The 24,840-nt window shown below is 68.7% G+C and carries 28 protein-coding genes; 20 read left to right on the forward strand and 8 right to left on the reverse strand.

The window, feature by feature from the left end; all coding sequences use genetic code 11:
• Positions 1-26: 26 nt before the first annotated feature.
• Positions 27-1,346 (reverse strand): Gfo/Idh/MocA family oxidoreductase, encoded by a 1,320-nt coding sequence (locus tag VFK57_07370; GenBank protein ID HET7695509.1) that lies wholly within the window; start codon positions 1,344-1,346, stop codon positions 27-29.
• A 65-nt stretch (positions 1,347-1,411) separates the two neighbouring features.
• Between VFK57_07370 and VFK57_07375 the strand changes: the two genes are divergently transcribed.
• Genes VFK57_07375 through VFK57_07425 form a run of 11 tightly spaced genes read left to right on the forward strand, consistent with a single transcriptional unit; the run spans position 1,412 to position 9,613 of the window.
• On the forward strand, positions 1,412-1,786 hold the full coding sequence (locus VFK57_07375) for a pectate lyase (protein HET7695510.1): 375 nt from the start codon (positions 1,412-1,414) through the stop codon (positions 1,784-1,786).
• A complete protein-coding gene (locus tag VFK57_07380; protein HET7695511.1) occupies positions 1,765-2,349 on the forward strand; it encodes a Maf family protein in 585 nt (194 codons plus the stop codon). The genes VFK57_07375 and VFK57_07380 overlap by 22 nt, the downstream gene beginning before the upstream one ends.
• A gap of 32 nt (positions 2,350-2,381) precedes the next feature.
• Entirely contained in the window at positions 2,382-2,786 is a 405-nt protein-coding gene (locus VFK57_07385) for a cytochrome c maturation protein CcmE (GenBank protein ID HET7695512.1), read from the forward strand.
• Complete coding sequence (locus VFK57_07390; GenBank protein HET7695513.1) at positions 2,786-5,266, forward strand: cytochrome c-type biogenesis CcmF C-terminal domain-containing protein; 2,481 nt, start codon at positions 2,786-2,788, stop codon at positions 5,264-5,266. Before VFK57_07385 ends, VFK57_07390 begins: the two co-directional genes overlap by 1 nt.
• Positions 5,244-5,900 carry a zinc ribbon domain-containing protein gene (locus VFK57_07395; GenBank protein HET7695514.1) on the forward strand — a complete coding sequence of 219 codons (657 nt, stop codon included), beginning with the start codon at positions 5,244-5,246 and terminating at the stop codon, positions 5,898-5,900. Before VFK57_07390 ends, VFK57_07395 begins: the two co-directional genes overlap by 23 nt.
• Positions 5,897-7,084 (forward strand): hypothetical protein, encoded by a 1,188-nt coding sequence (locus tag VFK57_07400; protein ID HET7695515.1) that lies wholly within the window; start codon positions 5,897-5,899, stop codon positions 7,082-7,084. The genes VFK57_07395 and VFK57_07400 overlap by 4 nt, the downstream gene beginning before the upstream one ends.
• 18 nt (positions 7,085-7,102) lie before the next feature.
• The gene (locus tag VFK57_07405; GenBank protein ID HET7695516.1) at positions 7,103-7,786 is read left to right on the forward strand and encodes an ABC transporter ATP-binding protein; all 684 of its coding nucleotides are present in this window, start codon (positions 7,103-7,105) and stop codon (positions 7,784-7,786) included.
• Complete coding sequence (locus tag VFK57_07410; GenBank protein HET7695517.1) at positions 7,786-8,469, forward strand: heme exporter protein CcmB; 684 nt, start codon at positions 7,786-7,788, stop codon at positions 8,467-8,469. The genes VFK57_07405 and VFK57_07410 overlap by 1 nt, the downstream gene beginning before the upstream one ends.
• Before the next feature lie 31 nt (positions 8,470-8,500).
• Complete coding sequence (gene ccsA, locus VFK57_07415; protein HET7695518.1) at positions 8,501-9,157, forward strand: cytochrome c biogenesis protein CcsA; 657 nt, start codon at positions 8,501-8,503, stop codon at positions 9,155-9,157.
• A 4-nt stretch (positions 9,158-9,161) separates the two neighbouring features.
• The gene (locus tag VFK57_07420; GenBank protein HET7695519.1) at positions 9,162-9,449 is read left to right on the forward strand and encodes a CcmD family protein; all 288 of its coding nucleotides are present in this window, start codon (positions 9,162-9,164) and stop codon (positions 9,447-9,449) included.
• 2 nt (positions 9,450-9,451) lie between these two features.
• On the forward strand, positions 9,452-9,613 hold the full coding sequence (locus VFK57_07425; protein ID HET7695520.1) for a hypothetical protein: 162 nt from the start codon (positions 9,452-9,454) through the stop codon (positions 9,611-9,613).
• A gap of 16 nt (positions 9,614-9,629) precedes the next feature.
• Here the strand turns inward: VFK57_07425 and VFK57_07430 are convergent, their stop codons facing one another.
• Genes VFK57_07430 through aroA form a run of 3 tightly spaced genes read right to left on the reverse strand, consistent with a single transcriptional unit; the run spans position 9,630 to position 12,166 of the window.
• Positions 9,630-10,370 carry a metallophosphoesterase family protein gene (locus tag VFK57_07430; GenBank protein HET7695521.1) on the reverse strand — a complete coding sequence of 247 codons (741 nt, stop codon included), beginning with the start codon at positions 10,368-10,370 and terminating at the stop codon, positions 9,630-9,632.
• A complete protein-coding gene (locus VFK57_07435; protein HET7695522.1) occupies positions 10,371-10,874 on the reverse strand; it encodes a shikimate kinase in 504 nt (167 codons plus the stop codon).
• The gene (gene aroA / locus VFK57_07440) at positions 10,871-12,166 is read right to left on the reverse strand and encodes a 3-phosphoshikimate 1-carboxyvinyltransferase (GenBank protein ID HET7695523.1); all 1,296 of its coding nucleotides are present in this window, start codon (positions 12,164-12,166) and stop codon (positions 10,871-10,873) included. Before aroA ends, VFK57_07435 begins: the two co-directional genes overlap by 4 nt.
• Before the next feature lie 31 nt (positions 12,167-12,197).
• Between aroA and VFK57_07445 the strand changes: the two genes are divergently transcribed.
• From VFK57_07445 to VFK57_07455, 3 genes are all read left to right on the forward strand, one after another.
• Positions 12,198-12,641, forward strand: coding sequence for an ATP-binding protein (locus VFK57_07445; protein HET7695524.1), 444 nt, complete (start codon positions 12,198-12,200; stop codon positions 12,639-12,641).
• Complete coding sequence (locus VFK57_07450) at positions 12,634-13,443, forward strand: inositol monophosphatase family protein (GenBank protein ID HET7695525.1); 810 nt, start codon at positions 12,634-12,636, stop codon at positions 13,441-13,443. The genes VFK57_07445 and VFK57_07450 overlap by 8 nt, the downstream gene beginning before the upstream one ends.
• 109 nt (positions 13,444-13,552) lie before the next feature.
• Positions 13,553-14,278, forward strand: a complete 726-nt coding sequence (locus VFK57_07455) for a hypothetical protein (protein HET7695526.1) — start codon at positions 13,553-13,555, stop codon at positions 14,276-14,278.
• 269 nt (positions 14,279-14,547) lie between these two features.
• On the opposite strand, the gene VFK57_07460 is transcribed toward VFK57_07455, so the two are convergent.
• A complete protein-coding gene (locus VFK57_07460; GenBank protein HET7695527.1) occupies positions 14,548-16,080 on the reverse strand; it encodes a hypothetical protein in 1,533 nt (510 codons plus the stop codon).
• Between the two features lie 28 nt (positions 16,081-16,108).
• Between VFK57_07460 and VFK57_07465 the strand changes: the two genes are divergently transcribed.
• The 4 genes from VFK57_07465 to VFK57_07480 all read left to right on the forward strand — a co-directional run bounded on the left by VFK57_07465 (position 16,109) and on the right by VFK57_07480 (position 19,587).
• Complete coding sequence (locus VFK57_07465; GenBank protein HET7695528.1) at positions 16,109-16,708, forward strand: VTT domain-containing protein; 600 nt, start codon at positions 16,109-16,111, stop codon at positions 16,706-16,708.
• 103 nt (positions 16,709-16,811) lie between these two features.
• The gene (locus VFK57_07470; protein ID HET7695529.1) at positions 16,812-17,798 is read left to right on the forward strand and encodes a glycosyltransferase family 2 protein; all 987 of its coding nucleotides are present in this window, start codon (positions 16,812-16,814) and stop codon (positions 17,796-17,798) included.
• On the forward strand, positions 17,795-18,667 hold the full coding sequence (locus tag VFK57_07475) for a hypothetical protein (GenBank protein HET7695530.1): 873 nt from the start codon (positions 17,795-17,797) through the stop codon (positions 18,665-18,667). The genes VFK57_07470 and VFK57_07475 overlap by 4 nt, the downstream gene beginning before the upstream one ends.
• Before the next feature lie 5 nt (positions 18,668-18,672).
• The gene (locus VFK57_07480; protein ID HET7695531.1) at positions 18,673-19,587 is read left to right on the forward strand and encodes a hypothetical protein; all 915 of its coding nucleotides are present in this window, start codon (positions 18,673-18,675) and stop codon (positions 19,585-19,587) included.
• 32 nt (positions 19,588-19,619) lie between these two features.
• Here the strand turns inward: VFK57_07480 and VFK57_07485 are convergent, their stop codons facing one another.
• Both VFK57_07485 and VFK57_07490 read right to left on the reverse strand, forming a co-directional pair.
• On the reverse strand, positions 19,620-20,621 hold the full coding sequence (locus tag VFK57_07485; protein HET7695532.1) for a GDSL-type esterase/lipase family protein: 1,002 nt from the start codon (positions 20,619-20,621) through the stop codon (positions 19,620-19,622).
• Between the two features lie 13 nt (positions 20,622-20,634).
• Positions 20,635-21,642, reverse strand: a complete 1,008-nt coding sequence (locus VFK57_07490) for a GDSL-type esterase/lipase family protein (GenBank protein HET7695533.1) — start codon at positions 21,640-21,642, stop codon at positions 20,635-20,637.
• Positions 21,643-21,664: 22 nt separating this feature from the next.
• On the opposite strand from VFK57_07490, the gene VFK57_07495 reads away from it, so the two are divergent.
• Positions 21,665-22,192 carry a hypothetical protein gene (locus VFK57_07495; GenBank protein HET7695534.1) on the forward strand — a complete coding sequence of 176 codons (528 nt, stop codon included), beginning with the start codon at positions 21,665-21,667 and terminating at the stop codon, positions 22,190-22,192.
• Positions 22,189-23,343: a hypothetical protein gene (locus VFK57_07500; GenBank protein HET7695535.1), complete on the forward strand. Its 1,155-nt coding sequence runs from the start codon at positions 22,189-22,191 to the stop codon at positions 23,341-23,343. The genes VFK57_07495 and VFK57_07500 overlap by 4 nt, the downstream gene beginning before the upstream one ends.
• 49 nt (positions 23,344-23,392) lie before the next feature.
• Here the strand turns inward: VFK57_07500 and VFK57_07505 are convergent, their stop codons facing one another.
• Positions 23,393-24,811, reverse strand: coding sequence for an FAD-dependent oxidoreductase (locus VFK57_07505; protein HET7695536.1), 1,419 nt, complete (start codon positions 24,809-24,811; stop codon positions 23,393-23,395).
• Positions 24,812-24,840: the final 29 nt, after the last annotated feature.

The raw sequence follows: 24,840 nt of genomic DNA on the forward strand, positions 1-24,840 counted from the left end.
CTCTCGCTGTCCGCCCTCCGCTTTGCCTAGGTCTTGATCTTCCAGCCGCGGTAGGCGCGCGTAAGCCACTGGTTCGCTTCGGGCTTCTTGGGAAAGGTCAGCCGCCTGGCGTCGAACTCGAGGGTCTCGCCGGGGAAGTGCGCGGCGACGTTGCCGATCAGCACCGATTCGGTGAGCGGGCCGGCGTAGTCGAAGTTCGCGGAGCATTTCTCCTTGCCGCCGCCCAGCACGACGTCGATGAATTCGGCGTAGTGATCGCGTTCGGGAATGTCGATCGGCGGCAGCGCCGCCATCTTGCCCTCCGGCAGCGCGAACGGCGGTGTGTTGCCGTGCGGCAGCACCAGCATTCCCTCGGTGCCGACGACCACGCTGCCCTGGTCGGGCCAGCGCGTGCCGACCGGCTCGCGGATGGCGTCGGGCGGCAGCTCGCCGCCGTCGTACCACCACATGTCGACCGTGCTGCCCGCGGTGTATTCCGTGCCGGGGTACGTCAGCTTCACACGCGCGCGCGTCGCCCAGCTCTCCTCCGACGGGGCGGGTCCATACGCCGTCACGGACGTGGGGGATGTCAGCTTCAGTGCGCGATACGGCGGGCTGTAGATATGGCAGCCCATGTCGCCGAGCGTGCCGGTGCCGAAGCCGACGCGCCGCCGCCATTCGCCGGGGTGATACGCGCCTCGCTTGAACGGCACCGACGGGCCGACGCCAAGCCACTCGTCCCAGTCGAGCGACGGCGGCACCGGATCGACCGGCTCGGGCAGCGGCTTGTCGTCACCCCAGCTCTTGTTCGAGAAGGTGTGCACTTCGCGGATCTTGCCGACGATGCCGCTGCGGACGAGGGCTTCGCCGTAGCGCTGCTGTCGGCTCGACGACACCTGGATGCCCATCTGCGTCGTCAACTTGCGGCGGCGCGCTTCCTCGGTCAGCAGGCGCGTTTCGCGGAGGGTGTTGCACAGCGGCTTCTGCACGTAGACCGGCTTGCCCATCTTCATCGCCTCGAGCGCGATGACGGCGTGCATGTGATCGGGAATCGAGACGTTGATCGAATCGATGTTGCGGCGTTCCTTCTGCAGCAGCTCGCGCCAGTCCTGGTAGACGCGCACTTTCGGGAAGCGCCGCTGCAGCGGCTCGACGCGGCAGAGATCCACGTCGCACACCGCCACCAGGTCGAACGACGGGTGCCGCGCGAAGGCGTTCAGATCGGACAGCGCCTGTCCCGCCGCACCGATGCTGGCGTGCCGGAGCGTCGCGGCGGCGCGCAGGTCGAACGAGAAGAACGGGGCGGCGGCTGCGGTGGCGGCGACGGACTGGAGGAAACGCCGCCGGGACAGATTCGTCTGGGACATGCGGGGAGCGTAACGCCTCCGCGGCTGCGGTGCAACGTCGGGCCGACCCGAGGTATCGTTCTTCCGTGAAGTGGCCGGCGATCGTGCTCGCCTCCGGGCTCGCCGCGCAAAGCGGGCCGGCGGATCCGGCGCTGCAGTGGAGCCGCGGCGTGCTCGAACAGCCGCCGGCGTGGTATGCGTCTGCGGCGGCGCGCGCCATCGCCGACGTCGTGCTGGTCTACCGGGTCGAGACGTTCACGCGCCCTGACGGGACGCGCGATCGACGGACCGTCGCCGATCCGGCCGCGCCGCCGATCCGGGCGCGATTCTACGAGCTCGGCACGAACCGTCCGATCTTTCTCGGCCGCGATTCGGTGGTGCGCGACGCATTCGCCGAGATCGGGCAGGAGCGGCGGAACGGCTACGCGTACTACGCCACGTGGGCCGCATCGTTGTGGTAGCCGATCGTCCATTCGTCCTCGCGTCGGCGTCGCCGCGCCGTGCCGAGTTGCTGACGCTGGCCGGCTTCCGCTTCACCGTCGATCCCGCGGACGTGGACGAGACGGAGCATCCCGGCGAGCAGCCGGACGCCTACGTGCTGCGCGTGGCGCGGGACAAGGCGCGGACGGTCGCCGCGCGCCAGCCCGGACGCATCGTCCTGGCCGCCGACACGACGGTGGTCGCCGGCGGCGCCATCCTGGCGAAGCCGGCGGACGAGGTGGACGCCGTCCGCATGCTCGAGCTGTTGTCGGACGCCGTCCACGACGTCTGGACCGGGGTGGTGCTGCTCGGCCAGGGGCGGGAAGCCGCGGACAGCGTGCTGACACGGGTGCATTTCCGGCCGATTTCCGCGGAGGAGATCCGCTGGTACGTCGCGAGCGGCGAGCCGATGGGCAAGGCGGGCGCCTACGGCATTCAGGGGCGGGCGGCGCGGTTCGTCGATCGGATCGAGGGGTCCTGGGCGAACGTCGTGGGGCTCCCGGTCCACACCGTGGATCGGCTGCTCAAGGCGGTCGCCGCGTAGTATTCTGATGGGGCGGTGCTCCCCCGCAACTTATGAAGAACAAAGCCATCAAGATTGCTCTGACCTGCCTCGTGCTGACAGCGGCGCTCGGCGGGCTGATGTATACCACCCTCGCGGAAGGGACCGAGTACTACAAGCACGTCGACGAAGTGCTGCAGGATCCGGCGGCGTGGCAAGGCAAACGGCTCCAGCTCCACGGCTTCGTCGCCGACCTGCGGCAGCGGCCGAACACGCTCGACTACAAGTTCAACGTGCAGTTCAACGGCAAGGTCATTCCCGCGACCTACACCGGGATCGTGCCGGACACGTTCAAGAACGAGTCGGAAGTCGTGTTGAAGGGGCGCCTCGCCGACGGCGGGTTCACCGTCGAACCCAACGGCGTCATGGCGAAGTGTCCGTCCAAGTACAACCCGCAGACCGCCGCGGCAGGTAAGTAATGGCCGCGCTCGGCTCGTTTCTGCTGCTCGCCACGTTCGTGGTGGCGAGCTATGCGGTTGCCGCCAGCATCGCCGGCGGACGCCGCCGCTCGCGCGCGCTCATCGACAGCGGCATCGGCGCGTTCTACACGACCGCCGCGCTCATGACGGTCGCCTCGGCCGTCCTCATCCACGCGTTCGTCACCGGCAATTACGCCATCCGCTACGTGCAGCGCTACTCGGACGCGGCGCAGCCGCTCGCCTACAAGATCACCTCCTACTGGGGCGGTCTCGACGGCTCGATCATGTTCTGGGTGTTCCTGCTGGCGGTGTTCGGATCGATCGCCGTCGCCACGAACCGGGAGCGCCACCGCGAGCTGATTCCCTACGTGGTCGCGGTCATCGCCGCGGTGGAGATGTTCTTCATCTTCATCATGGTGGTGCACAACAACCCGTTCAGCACGTTCGTCAGCGCCACGCCGGCCGACGGCAAGGGGCTCAACCCGCTCCTGCAGAACTTCTACATGGCGATCCATCCGCCGTCGCTGTACATCGGCTTCGTCGCGATGACGATCCCGTACGCGTTCGGCATGGCGGCGCTCGTCACCGGCCACCTCGACGACGCGTGGCTGCGCGCGGTGCGCCGCTGGACGATGATCGGCTGGCTGTTCCTGACCTTCGGCCTCACGCTCGGCATGCTCTGGGCGTACGAAGAGCTCGGATGGGGCGGCTTCTGGGGCTGGGATCCGGTCGAGAACGCCGGCCTGCTCCCGTGGTTTACCGCGACGGCGTTTCTGCATTCCGTCATGGTGCAGGAGCGGCGCGGCATGCTGCGCGTCTGGAACGTCACCCTGGTGATCACGACGTTCTTCCTCACCATCTTCGGCACCTTCATGACCCGGTCGGGCGTCGTGCAGTCGGTGCACGCCTTCGGCGAGGATCCGTGGCTCGCCAACGTGTTCACCATCTTCATGGTCGCCATCGTCACCGTCAGCTTCGGCTGGGTGATCTACCGCCTGCCGCTGCTGAAGTCGCGGCACGAGCTGGACTCGTGGGCCTCGCGCGAGGCGGCGTTCCTCGCCAACAACTGGATCCTGCTGTTCTCGGCGTTCTTCGTGCTGTTCGCGACGATGTTCCCGACGCTGAGCGAGGCGATCCGCGGCCAGCGGCTGACCGTCGGACCGCCGTTCTTCAACACCTGGATGCGCCCGATCGGGCTCGCGCTGCTCGTGCTCACCGGGATCGCGCCGCTGCTGGCGTGGCGCAAGTCGACGCTCTCCAATCTCGCGCACTCGTTTGCCTGGCCGGCCGCCGCGATGATGGTCACCGGCGCCGCCGTCTACGCGCTGGGCATCAAGGTGTGGTCGTCGGGGATCTGCTTCGCGCTGTGCGCGTTCGTCGGCGGGACGATCGTGCAGGAGTTCGTGCGCGGCGCCCAGGTGCGGCAGGGGGCGTCCGGCGCCGACATCTTCACCGCGATGATCGGCCTGGTCGCCCGGCAGCGCCGCCGCTACGGCGGCTACATCGTCCACCTCGGCGTCGTGCTGATGTTCCTCGGCTTCGCCGGCCAGGGCTACAAGCTCGAAGAGAACATGAAGATGAACCCCGGGCAGACGGGGACCATCGGCGAGTTCACCATCCGCCACGACTCGATCTCGGTGGCCGCGGACGACCAGAAGCAGATGATCACCGGGCACGTGACCGTGCTGCGCGACGGGAAGGAAATCGCCCAGCTCACGCCGGCGCGCTGGTTCTTCGCGAAGCACGAGGACCAGCCCACGACCGAGGTCGCGATCCGCCGGGCGGCAGGGCAGGACGTCTACGTGGTCCTCGCCGCGTACGAGGTCCAGACGCAGAACGCCACCTATGCCGTCACGGTGAATCCGCTGGTGAACTGGATCTGGCTCGGGTTCGGCGTGCTGGCGCTGGGGACGGGGCTCGCGCTCCTGCCGGAGCGTGCGCTCGTGCTCGCCGGCGCGAAGGTGCCGGAAGGGGCGGCGACGACGTCGTTGATGCTGCTTCTGTTGCTGCTTCCGATGACGGCGCACGCGCAGACGGTGGTGCCCCGCAGCGAGCTGCGGCGCCAGCTCGAAGCGCAGTTGATGTGCAAGTGCGGCGGCTGCAAGGCGCCGATGAACAACTGCCCGATGGGCCCCGGCTGCCACGGCCTGCAGGAGCAGAACCGCAAGCTGGACGAGTACCTGGCGAAGGGCATGAGCCGCGAGGAGATCCTCGCGGCGTTCGTGGCGGAGCACGGCGGCCAGGACATCCTCGCCGCGCCGATCGACGAAGGGTTCAACCGCCTGGCGTGGGCCCTGCCGTACGCGGTCGGCGTCACCGGCGCGGCCGCCGTCGGTCTGGCCGCGCTGCGCTGGTCGCGCCGCCGTCAGGGAACAGCCGCGGACGAGAGCGCCGCTCTCGCGGCTTCCGCGACCGGTTCGCGGGAGAACACGGACGCGCTTGGCGCGCGCCTGGACGATGAGCTCAGAGACCTCGACTGACCGCCCGCGCAAGGGCTCCGGCGGATCCGCCGAGGCGCTGCGCGCAAAGGCGGAAGGCGACGGCTTTCACGTGTCCCACTTCTTCGTGCTGCTGTCGCTGCTCGCCGCGACCGTGGCGGTGCTGATGGCGCGTCCCAGCGCGCCCGCACAACTGATCCTCGTCAGCCTGACGATTGGGGCCGCGGGGCTGGCCGGGATCGCCGTGCACCGTATGCTGGCGCCGCTCGTGTCGCCGGCGTCGGACGTCGAGCGGCAGCCGCTCAGCGAGCGCATGCGCCTCGATCTGGAGCGCGAGAAGGCGCTCACCCTGCGCTCGATCAAGGAGCTGGAGTTCGACCGCGCGATGGGCAAAGTGTCGCCGCAGGACTTCGACGACATGGCCGCGCGGCTCCGCGCCCGGGCGCTGGGCATCATGCGTCAGCTCGACGAGGGATCGCACGCCTATCGTGCATTGATCGAGAAGGAGCTGGCGCGGCGCGTGGGCGCGAAGCCGCCGACGCCGGTCGATCGTCCGCCGGTTGCGCTTCCGCCTGACGGCGGAGCCCACGCCGCGGCGGTATGCGCCTGCGGCACCCGGAACGACGCAGACGCACGATTCTGCAAGAGCTGCGGTTCGAGGCTGAGCGCAGCATGAGGCGGTCGCGCCACGCGGTCGCGGCTGCCGCGCTGCTCTCGCTGCTCGTGACGGTGCCCTCCGCCGCGCTCGCGAGGCAGCCGGACCCGCGCCAGATGTCCGGCATTCCGCTGCAGGTGCCGGACCTTCCCACCGGCACCGTCACCGCGCGCGTCGTCCGCGGCGCGCTGACGAATCCGGTCAGCGGCCAGTCCGTCCAGCTCACCGGCGCCGGCGTTTCACAAACCGCGGCGACCGACGAGGCGGGGCGCGCGACGTTCAGCGGCCTCGCCGCCGGCGTTCGCGTCAAAGCCGTGGTCGTCGTCGATGGCGAGCGGATCGAATCGCAGGAATTCGAGGTTCCTGGCACGGGCGGCACGCGGCTGATGCTCGTTGCCGGCGCCGCGGCGGCGCCCGCTGCGGCGTCGTCGCCGGCAGCGTCAGGCGGCGTCGTGTTCGGCGAACAGAGCCGGTTCGTGATCGAAAGCGGCGACGACGCGCTGAACGTCTTCTACATCGTGCAGATCGTCAACTCGTCAGGCCGCCCGGTGGACGGAGGCGGCCCGATCGTGTTCGACCTCCCGTCAGGCGCCGTCGGCGCGGGCGTGCTGCAGGACTCGGCCCCCAACGTCGTGGCCGCGGGGTCGCGTGTCACCGTCAACGGACCGTTCGCGCCCGGCAACACCGTGGTGCAGTTCGCCTACTCGATCCCGCTCGGCAGCGAGCGCATCGTGCTCGCGCAGCGGATGCCGGCGGCGCTGACGCGTGTCACCGTCATCGCGCAGAAGCTCGGCGCCATGCAGATGCAGTCGGCGCAGATCGCGCAGCGGCGGGAGATGAACGCGGACGGGCAGACCTATATCGTCGGCGAAGGGGGAGCCCTGAAGGCGGGCGACACGCTGACGCTGACGCTCGACGGCCTGCCGCATCGGCCGACGTGGCCTCAGAACCTCGCCCTGGCGCTGGCGTTCGCGATCATCGCGGCCGGCGTGTGGGGCGCGAGCCGCGGCGGGTCGCCGCAGGTGTCCGCACGACGGCAGCAGATGCAGGCGCGCCGCGACAAGCTGTTCGCCGAGCTGGCAGCGCTCGAGGAGCAGCGGCGGAGCGGCGCCGTCGACGCCCGCGTCTATGCCACCCGGCGCGAGCAGCTGGTCACCGCCCTCGAGGATCTCTACGCCGGGCTCGAACGGGAGTCGGCTGCGTGAGCCGACCGCCGTCGCGGCTTGCCGCTCCGTAACCGCGTGGATTTCTCGGAGCTCCGCTTTGTCGACGTCAGCCGGAACTTCGGGCGCCGCCGCGCGCTGAACCGCGTCAGCTTTGCCGCCGGCGCCGGAACCATCACCGCGCTGCTCGGGCCGAACGGCGCCGGGAAGTCGACCTTTCTCTCGATCGCCGCCACGCTGCTCGAGCCCTCGAGCGGCCGGGTCGCCTACGGCGACGCGGACGCGGCGTCGGCGGGGCGCGCGCTCCGCGCGCGGATCGGCCTGCTCGGCCACGACCTCTTCCTCTATCAGGAGCTGACGGCGGCGGAGAACCTGCGGTTCTTCGCGCGGGTGTACGATCTCGATCGCGTGGAGGATCGCGTGGCCGCGGGGCTCGAGCGCGCCGGTCTGGCCGAGCGGCGGGACGATGCGGTGGGGGGCTTCTCGCGCGGCATGCGCCAGCGGCTCGCGCTGGAACGGGCGCTCCTGCACGAACCGCGGCTGCTGCTGCTCGACGAGCCGTTCACCGGACTGGACGATGTCGCGCGCGAGGCGCTGCGCGCGCGGCTGATCGACGTGCGCGCCGCCGGCGCGATCGTGCTGCTGACGACGCACGACAGGGCGGCGGTGGAAGGGTTGACTGACGCCGCGGTGACCCTGATCGACGGACGGCTCGCCCCTCGACAGGGCTCGGGGCAGGCCTGATGCGGGCGTTCGTGCGGGCGGTATGGGTGGTGACGCGCAAGGACATCCTGATCGAGACGCGGACCCGCGAGATCCTGTTCACGACGGTGTTCTTCGCGCTGGCCTGCGTGCTGGTGTTCGCGTTCGGCTTCGTGAAGGAGGGGCGCCCGGTGCAGGACGCGGCGGCGGGCATCCTGTGGATCGCGATCGCCTTCTCCGGGACGCTGGCGCTGGGCCGCGCGTTCGAGCGCGAGCGGCACGGGGAAACGCTGCGCGCGCTGTTGATCGCGCCGATCGACCGGCCGGCCCTGTACGTGGGCAAGCTGCTGGGCATCCTGCTTCTGCTCGCCGCGGTCGAGGTGCTGATCGTGCCGCTGGTCGGGCTGATGTTCCAGGCCCGCCTGTTCGCGCATCCGCTGCTGATGCTCGGCCTGCTCGCCGCGGGGACGATCGGGTTCGCGGCGGTCGGAACCCTGTTCGCGGCGATGCTGGTCCGCGCCCGGAGCCGCGACGTGCTGCTGCCGATCCTGCTGTACCCGATCACCGTGCCGGTCATCGTCGCGGGGGTGCGCGGCACGGCGGCGCTGCTGCAGCCCGAGGCGGACGAGCCGATGGCGCGGGCGTGGCTGGCGATGCTGGTGTTCTTCGACGCGGTGTTCATCACGCTGGCGTTGTGGACGTTCGAAGCGGTCATGAGCGAGTAGAGTGCGGAGTGCTGGTGTCTCGAGGAGCCCGATGAAGAAGCTGTTCCTGCCGGTGATGCTGCTCGCGGCGCTGATGTTCGCCTACGCGCCGTTCCTGATTCTCGACGCGCCGTTCGAGGCGAGCATGGGGGTGGTGTCGAAGATCTTCTACTTCCACGCGGCGTGCGGGATGATCCTGTTCGTCGCCGCCTTCTACAGCGGCGTCGGCAGCGCGCGGTTTCTCTTCACGCGCAACCCGGCGCACGACCGGAGCGCCGTCGCCGGCGCCGAGCTGACGGTGCTGTTCGGGCTGATCGTGCTGGTCACCGGCCCGCTGTGGGCGCGCAAGGCGTGGGGCGTGTGGTGGGTGTGGGATCCGCGCCTGACCTCCACGCTCGTGATGTGGATGATCTTCACCGCCTACCTTCTGCTGCGCCGCTATGGCGGTCCGGGATCCGAGCGGCTGGCGGCGGCGGTCTCGCTCTTCGGCATGGTGAACGTGCCGTTCGTGTACTGGTCCGTGAACTTCTGGCGCACCCTGCACCCGAAGACCTCCGTGGTCCCGTCGCTGCCGCCCGAGATGCGCGGTCCGTTCTGGTACTGCGTCGCCGCCTTCCTGCTGCTGTTCCTGGTGCTGGCCGCGGCGCGGGTGCAGCTCGAGCGGCGCCGGCAGCAGCTCGACGAGCTCTATCTCCGCCTCGAGGATTAATCGCATGAGATACCTGGGAGCGATTGTGTTGGCGTTCACCGTTCTCCTGACGGCCGCGGCGGCCGCACAGCCGCAGCCGCCGCCCAAGCCCGCCGCACAGGACGAGTTCGTGCCGGTGAACGCGCCGATGAACGCGCAGGACACGATACCGGCGCCGCTGCTCGTCGGCAGCGCCTACGCCTTCATCTGGATCGTGGTGTTCGCCTACGTCTGGTCGATCCGCAGCCGCCTGGCGTCGGTCGAGCGGGACATGGCCGCGCTCGATCGCCGCCTCGGACCCGGGAGCAGGTAGCGATGGACTTCAGCAAGATGACGTCGGCGCACTTCGTGCTGATCCCGGCGGTCCTGCTGATCGGCATCGTGATCGGCTGGATCCTTGGCAGCCGCGCCGCCGCCGACGCCTACGGCGCCGAGCTGAAGCGCCGCGACGAGCGCGCGCGGCGGAGAGCCGACTAGACGCGGCCGTGCGGCTTCAACGTCCCATCGCCAGCCGGTTGGCGAGGCTTGCCGGCAGGCCGGCGGCCAGGATCTTCTGCTGCGCCCGCTCGACAGCGTAGGGCACGCGGAACGCGCGCAGCTCGCGCGCCTCGTCGTCCAGGATGCCGTAGCCGGCGCGCGGGTCGCCGTCGCGCGGCTGGCCGATCGACCCGACGTTGACCAGGTACCTGACGCCGCGCTGCAGCGGGATCACGTGATCGCGATCGGGGTCCAGCGGCATCCCCTCGAACCGCTCGTCGATCAGCTTGAACAGCGCCGGCAGGTGTGTGTGGCCGAACAGGCACAGCGGCCGCTGCGCCGCGCCGATCGCGAGCATCGCGTCGTGGCCGTCGAACACGTAGTGATCCTCGTCGAACGGCGTGCCGTGGCAGATCTCGGTGAGCGCGTCCACCTGCACCGGGCCCATCGGCAGCGCGCGGACGTAGGCGAGATTGCCGGGCGTCAGCCGCGTCGCCGTCCACAGCGCCGCGATGCGCGCCACGTGGTTGAACTGACTCCCGTCGTCGATGCCGGAGGCGGCCTTGTCGTGATTCCCCCGGATCACCGCTTCGGGCGCCAGCGCGCGCACCTTGTCGACCACCGCGTTGGGATCGGCGCCGTAGCCGACCAGATCGCCGAGCACGAGCACGCGATCCCACGCGCCCGAGGCGTGCTCCAGCACCGCGTCGAACGCGTCCATGTTGGCGTGGAGGTCCGAGAGGATCAGGTACCGCACTTACGTGATCCGCAGCGCTTCGAGGATCCGCTCGGCGACCGCTTCCGCCGGACCGGCCGCGTCGACGCGCAGGTGCGCGCGCGCGTAGGCGGCCTGCCGCACGAGGAACAGGCGCTCCATCTGCCCGCGATCGGCCGACAGCGGGCGGCGGCCGTCGGACGGCAGCCGGGCGACGATGGTCTCGAGCGGCACGTCGAGCCACACGGACGTGCCGTCCAGCAGGATGGCCTGCTGGCTCTCCGGATCCATGAACGTGCCCCCGCCGGTCGCGACCACGGTGTGGCGCAGCGGCAGCAGCAGGTGCAGGATCTCCCGTTCGACGGCGCGGAAGTACGGCTCGCCGTGCCGCGCGAAGATGTCGGCGACCGTGCTCCGCTCGCGCGCTTCGATCAGCTCGTCGACGTCCTCGGCGCGCCAGCCGAGCCGCCGCGCCACGGCCCGGGCCACGGTGGTCTTCCCGGCAGCCATGAAGCCGACGAGATAAATCTTGTCGATCGGGGTCACTGGCCGCCGGCGATCCGATCGAGCTCGTCAAAGAAGGCCGGGTAGGACACGGCAACCGCGTCCGCGCCGGTGATGTGCACGTCGCCGCGGGCTCGGCTGCCGGCGATCGCGAACGCCATGGCCAGCCGGTGATCGTGCGCCGCGTCGGCTTCGCCGCCCGCCGGCGGACCGCCGTGGATGGTGAACCCGTCGGGATATTCCTCGACCGCGATGCCGAGCGCGCCGAAGCCGCGCGCCAGCATGGTGATCCGGTCGCTCTCCTTCACCCGCAGTTCATGCGCCCCGCGGACGGTCATCGAGATCCCCGGCTGCATCGCCGCCAGCGCCGCGAGTCCCGGGATTTCGTCGATCAGCCCGGGCACTTCCTCGGGCGCGATCTCGAACGATCGCGGCGTGCCGTAGCGCACCCGGATCGACCCGGCGGGCTCGCCGCCCGGCTGAGGATCTCGAATCACCTCGATGGCGGCCCCCGCTCTCCGGAAGATCTCCAGCACGCCCGTGCGTGACGGGTTCAGCCCGACGCCCTCGATGGTGAGGTCGGACTCCGGGGTCCCCGCCGCCAGCGCGAGCCAGAACACGGCGGACGAGACGTCCCCCGGCACGTGCGCATCGATCGCGTGCAGGCGCTGGCCGCCGTCCACCGACACGCTGTGGCCGTCGCGGATGACCGCGACTCCGAACGCCTCGAAGGCGCGCTCCGTATGATCACGGGTGGGCGCCGGCTCGACGACTGTCGTCCGGCCGGCGGCATGAAGACCGGCGAGCAGCACGGCGCTCTTCACCTGCGCGCTCGGCACGTCGGGCGAGTGGGTGATGGCGCGCAGGCGCGCGCCGTCGATGGTCAGCGGCGGACGGCCGTCGTTCGCGGCAATGCGCGCCCCCATGCGCTCGAGTGGTTCGATGACCCGCCGCATCGGCCGGCGGGACAGCGACGCGTCGCCGCCGATTACAGATCGGAAATCATGGGCCGCCAGCAGCCCGGAGAGCAAGCGCATCGAGGTGCCGGAGTTGGCCGCATCGAGCGGCGCCGCCGGCCGCTGCAGTCCGCCCAGGCCCCGGCCGTGGATGGTAAGCGCGCTTCCGCGATCGACGCGCACCCCCAGCCCTTCGAGGCACGCCAGCGTCGCCGCGCAGTCGGCGCCGGGTGCATAACCGTGCAATCGCGAGACGCCATCGGCGATGCCGGCCAGCATCGCGTAGCGGTGGGAGATGGATTTATCGCCGGGTACTCGCAGCCGCCCCGCGACGCGGGAGACGCGAGGGATCACAGCGGATCCGGACAACGGGGTCATCAGGCGACTATTGTATTATCCTAACCCTTCCATGACAGTGCATGGCGGCCTCGTCCGGCTGCAGATCCCGAGCCTCTTCGACATGCTGGACCTGGTGCAGGTCCTCAGCGATCGCATGGGGCACATGGCCGCCTTCGACGACGACTCGATCCACTGGATCGGCGTCGCGGTCCGCGAATCGGTGATCAACGCCATCAAGCACGGCAATCGCGAGCATCCCGCCAAGCACGTCATCATCGAATTCGCCTTTACCCCCGTCGACGACCCCACCGAGCTCGTGGTCAGCGTCACCGACCAGGGCGAGGGCTTCGAGCCCGGAGCGGTCGCCGATCCGCTGGCGCCGGAGAACATCCTCAAGTCGAGCGGCCGCGGCATCTTTTTCATGCGCAGCTTCATGGACGACGTGCAGCTCAATCGGGCGCCGGCGGGCGGCATGGAAGTGCGCATGGTGAAGAAGCTGGCGGCCAGTGGCTGAATCGATTCCCCCGGTCTTCCTCGCCACCGCGATCCAGGCGGTCATCAAGGCCGGCGCGATGCAGCTGGCCGGCATCGATGATCTGCACGTCGAGAAGAAGGGGGCGATCGACCTGGTCACGCAGGTGGATCGCGAGGTCGAGCAGATGTTCCGCGCGCTGATCGCGGAACGCTTCCCCGATCACGTCGTCCTCGCCGAGGAGTTCGAGCTGCGGGGGGATCGGCACACGCAGGCCGAGTACTGCTGGGTGTTCGATCCGGTCGACGGCACCACCAACTACGCGCACGGTCTGCCGATTTTCTGCTGCGCCTGCTCGCTCGAGCGCCACGGCCAGCCGATTGTCGCGGCGATCTACGACCCGAACCGGCGCGAGCTGTTCACCGCCGAACGCGGGCGCGGCGCCTGGCTCAACGGCGCTCCGATGCGCGTCTCCGCCGCCGCCGGTACCCTGATCGACTCGCTGCTCTGCACCGGCTTCCATTACGACATCCACCAGGAAGGGGAATACGTCCTCGGGCTGTTCGGCGATTTCATCAAGAAGGCGCGGGCGGTCCGGCGTCTGGGGTCGGCGGCGATCGATCTCGCCTATGTCGCCGCGGGCCGCTTCGACGGCTTCTGGGAAGTCCGCCTGAACCCGTGGGACATCTCCGCCGGCGCGCTGCTCATCGAGGAGGCCGGCGGCCGGGTCAGCGGGCTGGCGGGAGAACCCTTCGACTCGCGCCGCGGAGAGATCCTGGCCTCGAACGGCCGGATCCACGACGTCATGCTCGACGTCATCCGTTCACGAAAGCGGACGGCCTGACCTGTTCCTTAGACAGTCGATCCGCCGCAAACCCGCGGAAAACACGCGATTTTCGCCGGCCGGGGTGGCATTCAACATGCTCAGGCCCGTGCCGGGAGGCAGCATCGTCATGAAGAAGGCCCTCATTGCTCTCGTCATCCTGCTCGCGCCGGCGGCGGCCAGCGCCCAGATCCGCCAGATCAGCACGTCCTCCGCGTCGGATGCGCCGTCGACCGTGAACTTCACCATCGGCTACTTCGCGTTGAAGGGGCTCGAGTCGCGCGTGACCGACGACGTGCTGCTCAACAATCTGCAGAACGCGCATCCGCTGCTGTTCGAGGTGAAGGACTTCAACAGCGCGACCTTCGGCGTCGAGTACCTGCTGGGGGTGGGGTCGAACTTCGAGGCCGGCGTGAGCGTCGGCTACGCGCAGCGGACGGTTCCCACGATCTACGAGGATCTCGTGCGTCCCGGCCAGGTGGAGATCGAGCAGGAGCTGAAGCTGCGGCAGATCCCGGTGACGTTCACCGGGCGCGTCCTGCTCCTGCCGCGCGGCAGTTCGGTCGAACCGTACGTCGGCGCGGGACTGGTCGCGATCCGCTATCGCTACAGCGAGGTCGGCGACTTCGTGGACACCAACAACGACATCTTCCCGGCACGCTACGTCGCCGAAGGGGTCGCCGTCGGCCCGACGGTGTTCGGCGGGCTTCGCGGCGTGGTGAACAACTACACCGTCGGCGGGGAAGTGCGCTGGCAGAAGGCCGAGGGCAAGGGTCTGTTCGAGGAGGGATTCCTCGGCGATCGGCTGGATCTCGGCGGCTGGAACGTCAACTTCACCTTCGGGGTGCGGTTCTAATCGAAGGAGTCGAAGGAGGCGAAGGAGGCGAAGGAGCCTCGCTTCGCTTGTCGAAGATTCGAAGGTCGAAGGTCGAAGGGTCGAAGGTCGAAGAGGATTTTCGGGAAACGCTCTTCGGGTGACCTTCGACCTTCGCCTCTTCGACCTTCGACCTTCGAATCTTCGATCACCAACTGGGTCACCTTCGAGCTCCTTCGACCCCTTCGCCTCCCTCGAAGCTTCGATTCAGACGGTCACCGCGCCGACCTTCGAAGCTTCGATTCAGACGGTCACCGCCCCCGCCGATACAGCGCCACGCCGCCGCCTTCCGCGACGCGGTGATAACCGCGAAGAAAGGCGGCGTCGTGTCTGGCCTGCCAGTCGAGTGCGTCCCCCCCTTCGGCGCGTTCTTCGATCGCGATCCATTCGGCGACCGGTGCGGGATGGGCGACGGCGAACTTCCAGATCTCGCCGTTGCCCTCGTGCAGGAAATCACGGATGCCGAAGCCGGCCGCTGACAGGTCGTGCATGTAGTGGGCGAGCGATCCCATGCTCATGAGAATCGGCTGGCCGTCCCAGTGCGCGGTCAGGTACCTCGTCACCGCGCGCCGGCCGGCGAGGTTCGGCGCCTCGCGCTGCGCTTCCACGACGACCGGTGCCTGTGGATCGAACGGCGGGACCTGCCACAGCGACAGCGCGACGGCGACGAGGCCGGCCGCCGGCTGGATCCGCCGCGGCAGCAGCGCGACGCCCGCGCCGACGAGCGCGGCGCAGGCCGCGACCAGCGGAACCGCGTAGCGGATCCGCTCGGGATGCCCCTGAGCGTAGGCGTAGAGCGGAAGCGCAGCAGACGCGCCCAGCGCCACCAGGACGATCAACGAAGCCTCCCGGCCGCTCCGGCCTCTTGGCCGGAGACCGAAGGAGACCGCCACGATCGCGGCGGCGGATACCACCGCCAGCCACGGCACCGCCGGCCCCGCGAGTCGCACGAGGCCTTCCCAGATCTGCGTCCACGCCAGCCAGGGATCGCCGAGCGCCGGGTTCTCCGGGACGTAGAAACCGCCGGAGACGAAGAACGCGCCGACGGTGACTTTGCTGTTGACGAGAAACGCCGCCAGCGCCCAGATCGGCCACAGCGCCAGCCCCCGCACCGCGCGAAACGCGGCGCCGAGCGAGAATCCCCGCCGCAGCAGCACGACGAACGCCAGCCCGATCGCCGCCGCGACGATGGGAAACGCTTCGTACCGCGTCATCACCGCCGCAACGCACGCCCAGCCTGCCGCGCGCGTAGATCCAGGCGCGCCAGTCCCGCCGAAGCCCGTCTCTGATGCCGCGGGCGACGGCGGGCCGCCAAGCGACACGCACCACTCGGCGATCAGTGAGACCGCCAGAAAGGTGGTGCCGAACAACAAGGGCTCCGTCATCGGCGTGCTCTGCAGGTACAGCACGTTCGGATTGATCATCAGCAGCGCCGCCGCGACCGCGCCGCCGATCCACGATCCGGTCGCGCCGCCGATCAGGCGCGCGATCGCCCACGCCGCGAGCGCCGTCGACGCGACGGAGATCGCGATCCCCGAGTAGCCGGTGCGGTACAGCCAATCGGATTGAACCGGGATCGCGTTGAGCAGGTGCGGAAGCGGCAGCCACACCGCGCCGACCTGCTGCCATCCCGGCGTGAGACTGTCGAAGACGCGGCGGGCGACGACGAGATGCGCCCGCGCGTCGTAGTGCGCGAGGGCGAGGCCGAGCTGTGTGTAGTGGACGGCGGCAGCGGTCCCGAACACAGCCGCGATCGCCGCGATCGCCAGAGGAGCGCGGTGCAAACGTCACATAGTCTACACTTCAGAACGGATGAAGAGTTTTCTCGCCTGGATTCAGGCCTTCGCGCTGTCATGGGGCGGACCGGGACTGCTGCTGATCGGATTCCTCGACTCGTCGTTCCTGTCGCTTCCGGAAGTCAACGACCTCCTCGTCGTCTACATGGTGACGCAGCACAAGCACCTGCTGCTGTACTACGCCTTCATGGCGACGGTCGGCTCGGTGCTCGGCTGCCTCGCGCTCTATCTGGTCGCGCGCAAGGGAGGCGAAGCGTTCCTCCGCAGACGCTTCAAGGCCACCCACATCGATCGCGGGCTCCGGCTCTATCAGAAGTACGGCCTCCTCGTCGTCATCGTCCCGGCGCTGCTGCCGCCCCCCGCGCCGTTCAAGATCTTCGTGCTGCTCGCCGGCGTCGCCGCCGTCCCGGTGTGGCAGTTCGTGACGGCGGTGTTCATCGCGCGATTCACCCGCTACTTCGGCGAAGGGCTGCTCGCGGTGTGGTACGGGGACAAGGCATCGGCGTTCATCAAGGAGAACACCGCCGCCGCCGGCCTCATCCTCGCCGGCCTCGCGCTCGCCATCGGCCTCGCCTGGACCCTCTGGAAGCGGAGACGGCGAATCCCTCATCCCTGATCGCTCATCCCGAATCCCGAATCCCGAATCCCGAGTCCCGAATCCCGAATCCCGCCTCTCGCGAGGATTCGAAGATGCCGTATAATCAGTTACTTAGCAGCAAATGACGCCCGAGATTTCCGTCGTGGTCCCGATGCGGAACGAGTCGCCCAACGTCGAGCGGCTCTACCGTGAGGTGACGGCGAGCCTGACCGGGTTCGGCCGGCCCTACGAAATCGTCGCGGTGGACGACGGCAGCCGCGACGAGACGTTCGAGCGGCTGGCGCGGCTGCAGGCGGCCGATCCGCGGCTGCGCGTGATCCGGTTCCGGCGCAACTTCGGGCAGACGGCGGCGTTCGCCGCCGGATTCCACCACGCGCGCGGCCGCTACATCGTCACCATGGACGGGGACAACCAGAACGATCCCGCCGACATCCCCGGCATGATCCAGACGGCCGAGCAGCGCGATCTCGACATCGTCTGCGGCTGGCGCAAGGACCGCAAGGACGCGTTCATCAACCGCCGCCTGCCGTCGATGATCGCCAACGCGATCATCTCGCGCGCGACCGGCGTCAGGCTGCACGACTACGGCTGCTCGCTGAAGGTCTTCCGCTCCGAAGTCGTGAAGTCGATGAAGCTGTACGGCGAGATGCACCGCTTCCTGCCGGCGATCGCCGCCGAGTTCGGCGTCGAGATCGGCGAGCAGGTGGTCAATCACCGGGCCCGCGAGCACGGCAAGTCGAATTACGGCATCACCCGCACCTTCCGCGTCATCCTCGACCTGATGACGGTGAAGTTCCTGAGCAGCTACAAGACGCGGCCGCTGCAGATGTTCGGCGGCGTCGGGCTGTCGATGGGGCTGGTGGGATTCGTGATGTTCGCCTACGTCACCTATCAGCGCTTCTTCGGGTTCCAGTCGGCGAACCGGCCGCTGTTCTGGGTCGGATTGTTCATGGCGCTCGGCGGCGTGATTCTGATCATGAACGGGCTGCTGGCCGAGCTGATCGCGCGGACGTATCACGAGTCCCAGGACAAGCCGACGTACGTGATCCGCGAGATTCGCGAGTCGAGCACCGTGCCGTTCGCGGGCAGCGCCGGAGGGCTCCGGTGACCCGATCGACGCGCCGCGTGTCGCAGCGGGCGGTGCTCGCGCTCCTGTTGGCCGCGGGATGCGGAGGACCCGGAACGGGACCGACGCCGCCGCCTCCGCCGCCGCCCCCGCCGGCGAATGCCGCGCCGCAGATCCGATCGCTGACGACGTCGGCGCCGCGCGCGGAAGTGGACGTGCCGATCACGCTCACCGCCGTGGTCGAGGACGCCGAAACACCGGTCGCGAACCTGACCTACACCTGGAGCGCCGATACGGGCACGTTCTCAGGCTCCGGGGCGAGCGTGACGTGGGTCGCGGGGCAGGACGCCGCGACGCCGGCCGACGTCGTGCTGACGCTGACGGTGACCGAGCGTTACACGAGCGGGACGTCCCAGGCGGAGAACAAGGCCTCGGGCACGACGACCGTCCGCCTGAACAACTCGCCGAAGGAACTGCGGGAGCTGTCGCTGCGATTCCTCGGCGACTTCGCCAATTCGCGCATCTCGCCCGAGCAGTGCGTCTCGGAGTTCTCCGACACCTGCAGCGGCAAGAAGGCGGAGCTCGAGGACATCCAGGACAACCGGCACGATTTCGAGATCATCGGGTCGACGCTGCGCCACACCAGCCTCTCGATCGCGCCTTCCCGGACGACTGCCACGGTTCACACGTTCTGCGCATTCACCTCGCGCGTGATCACCGACTCGCCCCGCGAGGAAAGCTGCCTGAATGGAAAGTGTCCGAAGGGCAGCGTCGGCTCCGTGCAGGGAGATTGCTGGACCACCAACGTCTACGAGAAGGGGCGCTGGTGGATCTGCGAGAGCCATTTCAGCTCTGTCGGGACGCTCACCGACTTCGGCCGCGCGTTCTTCGGGATCCGCGCTCCGCGGTAGCCGCCGTGCGATTCGCGGCGCTCGTCCTGTTGGTGATGGTGTCGGGGATCTCCGGCCTGAAGGCCGGAGCGGCCTACAGTTCGCAGTCCACGGTTGGCCATCTCAGGGTCTCAGGCACCCGCTTCATCAGCCCTGACGGCTCGACGTTCCGCTGGCGCGGCATCTCGGCGTTCCGGCTGCTGGAGTTCGTCGCGCATGGCCGCGAGAACGAAGCGGACGCGTACCTGAAATGGGCGGCGTCGAAGCGGCTGACCGTCGTCCGCGTGTTCGCGATGGCGGACGGCATCTTCCAGCTCACGCCGGCGGACGGCGCCCGCGCGCTGCCGCGGCTGCTCGAGATGGCGCGGAAGCACGGCATGTACGTCGAGGTCGTCGCCTTTACCGGCACGAGCGTCATCACCGTCGATCGCGCGGCGTTCGTGAAGGCCATCGCCGCCATCTGCGCGCAGCACTCGAACGCGCTGCTCGAGCTCGCGAACGAGCCGGGGCATCCGACCCAGGCGAAGGAGATGCACAATCCTGCCCATCTGCAGTCGTTGCTGCCTCACGTTCCCAAAGGCGTGCCGGTCGCGCTCGGATCGGTCGAGTATCACGATGGATTTGCCGCCGGCACGTACGTGACGTGGCACAGTCCGCGCGGCAGCGACTGGGTGAAACAGGTCGAAGAGGGGGCCGCGCTGATGAAGAAGTTCGGCAAGCCGCTGATCAACGACGAGCCGATCGGCGCCGCGGACGCGCCGCAGCCGGGACGGCGGGACAGCGATCCGGCGCGATTCCGCGCCGCCGCCGCGGCCATGCGCCGCGCCGGCGTGGGCGCGACCTTCCACTACGACGGCGGCATCCAGACGCGGCTGCCCACAAAAGGGGAGATGGCGTGTCTCGACGCCTGGCTCGCCGGCCTCGGCACCGGTAACCGGTAACCGGTAGCCGGTAACCGGTAACCGGTAACCGGTTACCGGTCCAGCGGCGTCTGTTTCACGGTGTTCTGAATGGCCGCGAAGAACGCCTCCGCGACGACCTGACTTCCGCCCGGCCGCAGATGCAGTCCGTCGGCTTCGATGTAATCCGCTTCGTGGCCGAGGAACAGCGGGTACACGTCCACCAGCGTCGCGGCGTTGCCCGCGACGATCTGCCGGATGCGCACGTTGGTCTCGACGATCGCGTCGTTCGAGATGCGCCGATCCTTCGATCCGGGACCGACCGGGCCGGGCGGTGTCAGCGTGCTGACGAACACGTAGCTGACGCGCCACTCTCTCGACTTGCGGATCACTTCGCGGACGCCGTCGCCGATCGCGTTGATGGCGGCGCCGCAGTCGGTCGTATTCACCGGACCGCGGCCGCATTCGTTCAGCAGGTTGTTGTAGCCGCTGAGAAGAAGTACCGCGTCCGGGCGATCGGCCGCGAGCTCGCCCGGGAGTTCCTCGGCCGTGCGCTCGATGGGCCAGCCGCTGATGCCGCGATTGATGACGCGCAGGTTCTGACCGGGATAGGCCGCGTCGAGCGCCTCCTGCAGCTTCGTCGGATAGGCGTTGGGAATGTCGAGGATCCTGATGCGCCCGTTCTCCCCCTCGGTCAGGCTGTCTCCCGCCGCGAGGAACTTCGCGGCGCCCAACGCGAACCCGGTCAGCGTCACGGTGAACGAGCACGTCGCGGCGCGCGCCTGCGCATCCGTGGCGGAGCACGCCACCGCCGTTGCCCCCAGGCGGAAGTCGGATCCCGAACCGGGGCTGCAGTTGACCGTGACCGGCGCCGCGCCGCCGGAGACGGTCGGCGCGGGGTAGGTGACCGCCTGCACCGCGCCGCGCACCTCGCGGACGGTGAGATCCGCGGGACAGGCGATGGCCGGCGCGGACGGCTGCGGTGTCGGGTCGACCGGTCCGTTCCCCTTGCCGCCGCAGGCAAGACTGAACGTCAGTGCGGTCGCAGCCAGATAGCGAAGTCTCGGGAGCCCCACGCGACCACGGATCCTACCTCAGCTGTGGTGTTTGTGGGATGGTCGCCTTGATTGCCTGGAAGAAGGCCTCGGCCACGACCTGGTAGCCGGCGGCATTCAGGTGCAGTCCATCGGGCGAAACGAGCTCGGCTTCGCGTCCCTGAAACAGCGGGTACGTCTCGACGAGCGTCGCGCGTTCCGTGGCGACGTGCTGCCGGATGCGGCGATTGACCTCGAGAATCGCCTCGCGATCGATCCGCTTCGATCCGGTGGGTCCCGGCGGCACGAGCGTGCTCGCGAAGATGTACTTCACCCCGGCCGGCGATTCCTTGATCCGGCGGATGGCGTCGCGCGTGCCGTAGACGGCCGTGAAGTCGATCGCCGCGCTGCACGCGGCCGTGCCGAAAAGTCCGGGCGCGCACGGCGTCGTCAGATTGTTGTAGCCGACCATCAGCAGGACGGCATCGGGGCGCTCTGCGTTGACGATGCCGGGGATCCGGTCTTCCAGTTCCTCGGCCTTCAATCCACTGACGCCGCGATTGACGACGACGATGTCCTGCCCTGGATAGGCGGTGGCGAGCAATCCGGAGAGCTTTGCCGGGTACGAGTTCGGCACGTCCACGATCGACGGCAGGCCGTTCTCCCCCGCGGTGAGGGAATCGCCGACGGTCACGAACTTCTTCACCGTCAGCGTGAACCCTTTCACGTTGACGCGGAACGAGCACGTCGCTTCGCGCGCCTGGGCATCGCGGGCCGCGCACGCGACGGTCGTCTCGCCGAGCGCGAACTGCGATCCGGACGCCGGCGCGCAGGTCACGTTCACCGGCGCCGCGCCTGCGGTGGTCGTCGGCGCCGGATAGGTGACCTCGATCGCCGGGACGGGCACTTCGGCGACGGTGATGTCCGCCGGACAGGCGATCTGCGGCGGATCGATCACCGGCGTCGGACCCGGCCCCTTCGCGCCGCCGCAGCCCCCCGCGGCGGCCGCGACAGCGATCGCCGCGGCGATGATTTTTGTGTTGAAATAGCGCGCCAGACGCATTATTCTCGTAGAAATTCCCGCTGTGCTCAGAAAAACCGCGGAGGTTCCGCTCGCGCCGCGCCGCGGGCGGCCTCGAAAGTTTACCGCACCGGCGAGGCCGGTCACCTTTACGCTGCCCGAGCGCGTCCTCGACGCGCTCGGCACGCTCGATCCGGACCTCGGCCGCGCCATCGTCCGGCTCGCCCAGCCGCTGCTGGCCGAAGGGCGTCATCCCCCGGCAGAGCTCGCGACCTTCGGCCGCCATTCCGTCATCGTCGTCAATCCCAGTCCGACGCTCGAGAAGCGCACCGGCGTGGAACTGATCCACCTGCCGGACGGCCGCGCGCTCATCTCGTTCGACCGATCGAAGACGATTCCGGGTCTCGAGCTGCTGATTGCCGATGCGCTCGAAGATCCGGCGCTGCCGAAGGAAGACCGCGACGTCTTCGAGGCGGTCGCGGGCATCCTCAAATCGGCGCGGCGCTCCGACAACGTCGAGCTGCTGCAGCGCCACGTCATCGTGCTCGAAACGCGCCGCCGCGCGGCGCCCCTACGGAGGTCCAGCAAGTGAAGCATCGCATCCTGATCCAGACCGCATCGGCCGCGGCCGCGGCGGTTCTGGCCGTCGCCTGCGGCGGCAGCAAGAACTCGACGCCGACCACACCGACGCCGGTCGCCGCCACGCTGACGGCGCCCAAGCTCGAGGCGCCGCTGGCCAACGAGCAGCTCGATACCCTGCGGCCGACGCTCACCGTGCAGAACGTCACCTCGGATCAGCCGACCGGGACGCGCACCTACGAATTTCAGATCTCCGACACCGCCCAGTTCACCGCGGCGACGACGCAGTCGGTGAACGGCTTCGATGCGACGGTCGGCAAGACCGGCGTCCCCGAGGGCGGCGGCGGCAAGACCAGCTTCGCGGTCGATGCCGACCTGCAGCCGACCACGATTTTCTACTGGCGCGCGCGCGCCGTGCAGGGAACGGCGACGGGGCCGTGGTCCGACACGTTCCAGTTCAAGTCGAAGCTGGTGGGCTTCAATCGCGCCGGCGAGCTGTACGATCCGCTGATCCATGGCGAGACCATCGGCACCATCGTCGGATCCGCGAGCTTCATTCCCGGCAAGGGGCTGCGCCTGAACGACGGCGTCAGCCATGTCCGCTATCTGCTGGCGTCGACGGTCTCCAGCGGCGAGTTCTCGATGGACGTCGAGGGGCTGCGCGCGAACGGTCCCGGCGACAAGGCGAAGGTCTTCGGCATGCAGGAAGGGCAGACCGACTTCATCACCAATCGCTACCGCGTCGACATTCAGTATCGCGGGGTCCTCGGCTTTCCGCCCAACGCGATCACCTTCCGCGCGCTTTACGGCGACGGCGACGACCTGGACAAGCGCTACGAACCGGACACCGCGACCCGCATGCGCTCGGTGTACAACCTCAATCCGGCCAACGTCTACTACTGGCGCGCGAACTGGGGCGCCGAGTTCCGCCTGATCGTGAAAGACGGCGGCGTCGGCACGACGGGCATCAACGGCAACACGATCTACAACATCGGCATGCCGTCGCTCAAAGGCACGTACACGCCGAGCACGCACTATGCCTACCTCGGCGCGCCGGTGGGCCGCAGCGGGACCGAGTCGGCCAGCATCGGCGGGGCGGTCTACCGCAACGTCTACATCGGATCGAAGCCGCGCCCCGAAACGCTCGGCAGCGCGATCAGGTAGCCAGGGGCGAGGTTCGAGGGGCGCACTGACGCACTGACGCACTGCCTGGCTATCGCTGTGCGACGTCGTCGGCCGGTTCGGCGATCTCTTCCTGCCGAATCGGCACGTTCCCGTCGTCTTCGGTGGCCCAGAACTCGCGATCGGCGCTGTCGATCTCGGCCAGGACCTCGCCGCGGACGATCTTGTCCGCCATCGTCAGTCCCTGGCCGATCGAGTGGTCCATGTTGTTGTACCAGAAGCGTCCGCAGCGGCCGGCGAGGAGGAGGTTCGAGTAGTGCCCGAGCTCTCGCAGATTGCGCGTGAGTTCCTGCATGTAGTTCAACTTGTAGATCGGGTAGGTGAACGGGACCCGCTCGATGTGGACGCGCTCGATGTCGCCGGCCGAGCCGACCATCCCGGTGCGGACCAGATCGTCGGTCACCGGCTGCCGCAGGCTCTCGGGGTTCTGCCACCGGGCGTCCCCCTGCCGGCAGGTGACTTCGACGCACAGCCCGCTCTTGCCCGGCGGCACGGTGGAGGGCAGAAACGCTTCCGGCGCGGTGACGCGCGAGAAGATCTCGTCCCCGCCGAAATACGTCCACTGGTAATCGAGACGCGGCGGCTTGCCGATCTCGAAGTTCAGGAAGATGGTCGAGAGATATTCGAGATCGACGCTCGTCACGCCGAGCAGCGCGTTGAGCGTCGTGAGCGGCGCCGTCCAGACGATGTTGTCGGTCGCGATCCGCTCGCTGCCGGCGGTGACGGCGATCACCCGACGCCCCGAGGTCTCGACGGCGGTGACGTCCTGGCCGAGGATGATGCGGCCGCCCGCGCTCGTGATGCTTTCGGCGAGCTTGTCCGAGAAGCGTCCGACGCCGTGCGGCGGGTAGAGGAACATGGTCTCCACCGGCTTGGGCATCATCGTCGTCTTGAGCAGGTTCCAGAGCGAGTCCGCGGCGGCGCGTTTGTCGATCACGGCGCGGTTCACGCCGGCGCGCGCCCAGTCGCGGTGCAGTTCCGAGGGGGAATAGAAGAGGAACTTCCTGGTGTACGGCTCGAAGAAGATCTCGTAGAGGGTGCGCCCGTACTTGTTGACGACGTCGGCCTCGAACGATTCGCCGGGGAGATGCTCCTTGAGGACCAGGTCCTTGGCCCCCGTGATCATGAGCTTGATCGGCATCGCGGCGAGGATGCTGGGGCGGAGCGGCCACTCGTGGTACTTGCCGAACATCCGCGCGCCGCTCTTGCGCGGAATCTCGATCGCGTCCTCGAGCAGGATTTCGCGGATGAACGCGGCGACGCGCGGGTTCTCGGTATGAAAGCGGTGCGGACCGACGTCGAAGTGGAAGTCGCCGTAGTGAAACGTGCGTCCGAGTCCGCCGACCACCGCATTCCGTTCGACGATCGTGACCTGATAGCCGCGGCGCGAGAGCTGGTAGCCGATGGTGAGTCCGGCGACCCCCGCGCCGACGATGGTAACGGATGGCATGAACCCCTAAGTTTACATGACGTGCCATA

The organism is Vicinamibacterales bacterium (assembly GCA_035699745.1).
GTDB lineage: Bacteria > Acidobacteriota > Vicinamibacteria > Vicinamibacterales > 2-12-FULL-66-21 > JAICSD01.

What these genes read in the sequence shown, in the direction of transcription:
- VFK57_07425 (HET7695520.1), top strand. Translation starts at nt 9,452, where the DNA reads ATGGACTTCAGCAAGATGACGTCGGCGCACTTCGTGCTGATCCCGGCG.
- ccsA (HET7695518.1), top strand. Translation starts at nt 8,501, where the DNA reads ATGAAGAAGCTGTTCCTGCCGGTGATGCTGCTCGCGGCGCTGATGTTC.
- VFK57_07420 (HET7695519.1), top strand. Translation starts at nt 9,162, where the DNA reads ATGAGATACCTGGGAGCGATTGTGTTGGCGTTCACCGTTCTCCTGACG.
- VFK57_07385 (HET7695512.1), top strand. Translation starts at nt 2,382, where the DNA reads ATGAAGAACAAAGCCATCAAGATTGCTCTGACCTGCCTCGTGCTGACA.
- VFK57_07390 (HET7695513.1), top strand. Translation starts at nt 2,786, where the DNA reads ATGGCCGCGCTCGGCTCGTTTCTGCTGCTCGCCACGTTCGTGGTGGCG.
- VFK57_07370 (HET7695509.1), bottom strand. Translation starts at nt 1,346, where the DNA reads ATGTCCCAGACGAATCTGTCCCGGCGGCGTTTCCTCCAGTCCGTCGCC.
- VFK57_07465 (HET7695528.1), top strand. Translation starts at nt 16,109, where the DNA reads ATGAAGAGTTTTCTCGCCTGGATTCAGGCCTTCGCGCTGTCATGGGGC.
- VFK57_07455 (HET7695526.1), top strand. Translation starts at nt 13,553, where the DNA reads ATGAAGAAGGCCCTCATTGCTCTCGTCATCCTGCTCGCGCCGGCGGCG.
- VFK57_07410 (HET7695517.1), top strand. Translation starts at nt 7,786, where the DNA reads ATGCGGGCGTTCGTGCGGGCGGTATGGGTGGTGACGCGCAAGGACATC.
- VFK57_07395 (HET7695514.1), top strand. Translation starts at nt 5,244, where the DNA reads ATGAGCTCAGAGACCTCGACTGACCGCCCGCGCAAGGGCTCCGGCGGA.
- VFK57_07445 (HET7695524.1), top strand. Translation starts at nt 12,198, where the DNA reads ATGACAGTGCATGGCGGCCTCGTCCGGCTGCAGATCCCGAGCCTCTTC.
- VFK57_07505 (HET7695536.1), bottom strand. Translation starts at nt 24,811, where the DNA reads ATGCCATCCGTTACCATCGTCGGCGCGGGGGTCGCCGGACTCACCATC.
- VFK57_07490 (HET7695533.1), bottom strand. Translation starts at nt 21,642, where the DNA reads ATGCGTCTGGCGCGCTATTTCAACACAAAAATCATCGCCGCGGCGATC.
- aroA (HET7695523.1), bottom strand. Translation starts at nt 12,166, where the DNA reads ATGACCCCGTTGTCCGGATCCGCTGTGATCCCTCGCGTCTCCCGCGTC.
- VFK57_07470 (HET7695529.1), top strand. Translation starts at nt 16,812, where the DNA reads ATGACGCCCGAGATTTCCGTCGTGGTCCCGATGCGGAACGAGTCGCCC.
- VFK57_07400 (HET7695515.1), top strand. Translation starts at nt 5,897, where the DNA reads ATGAGGCGGTCGCGCCACGCGGTCGCGGCTGCCGCGCTGCTCTCGCTG.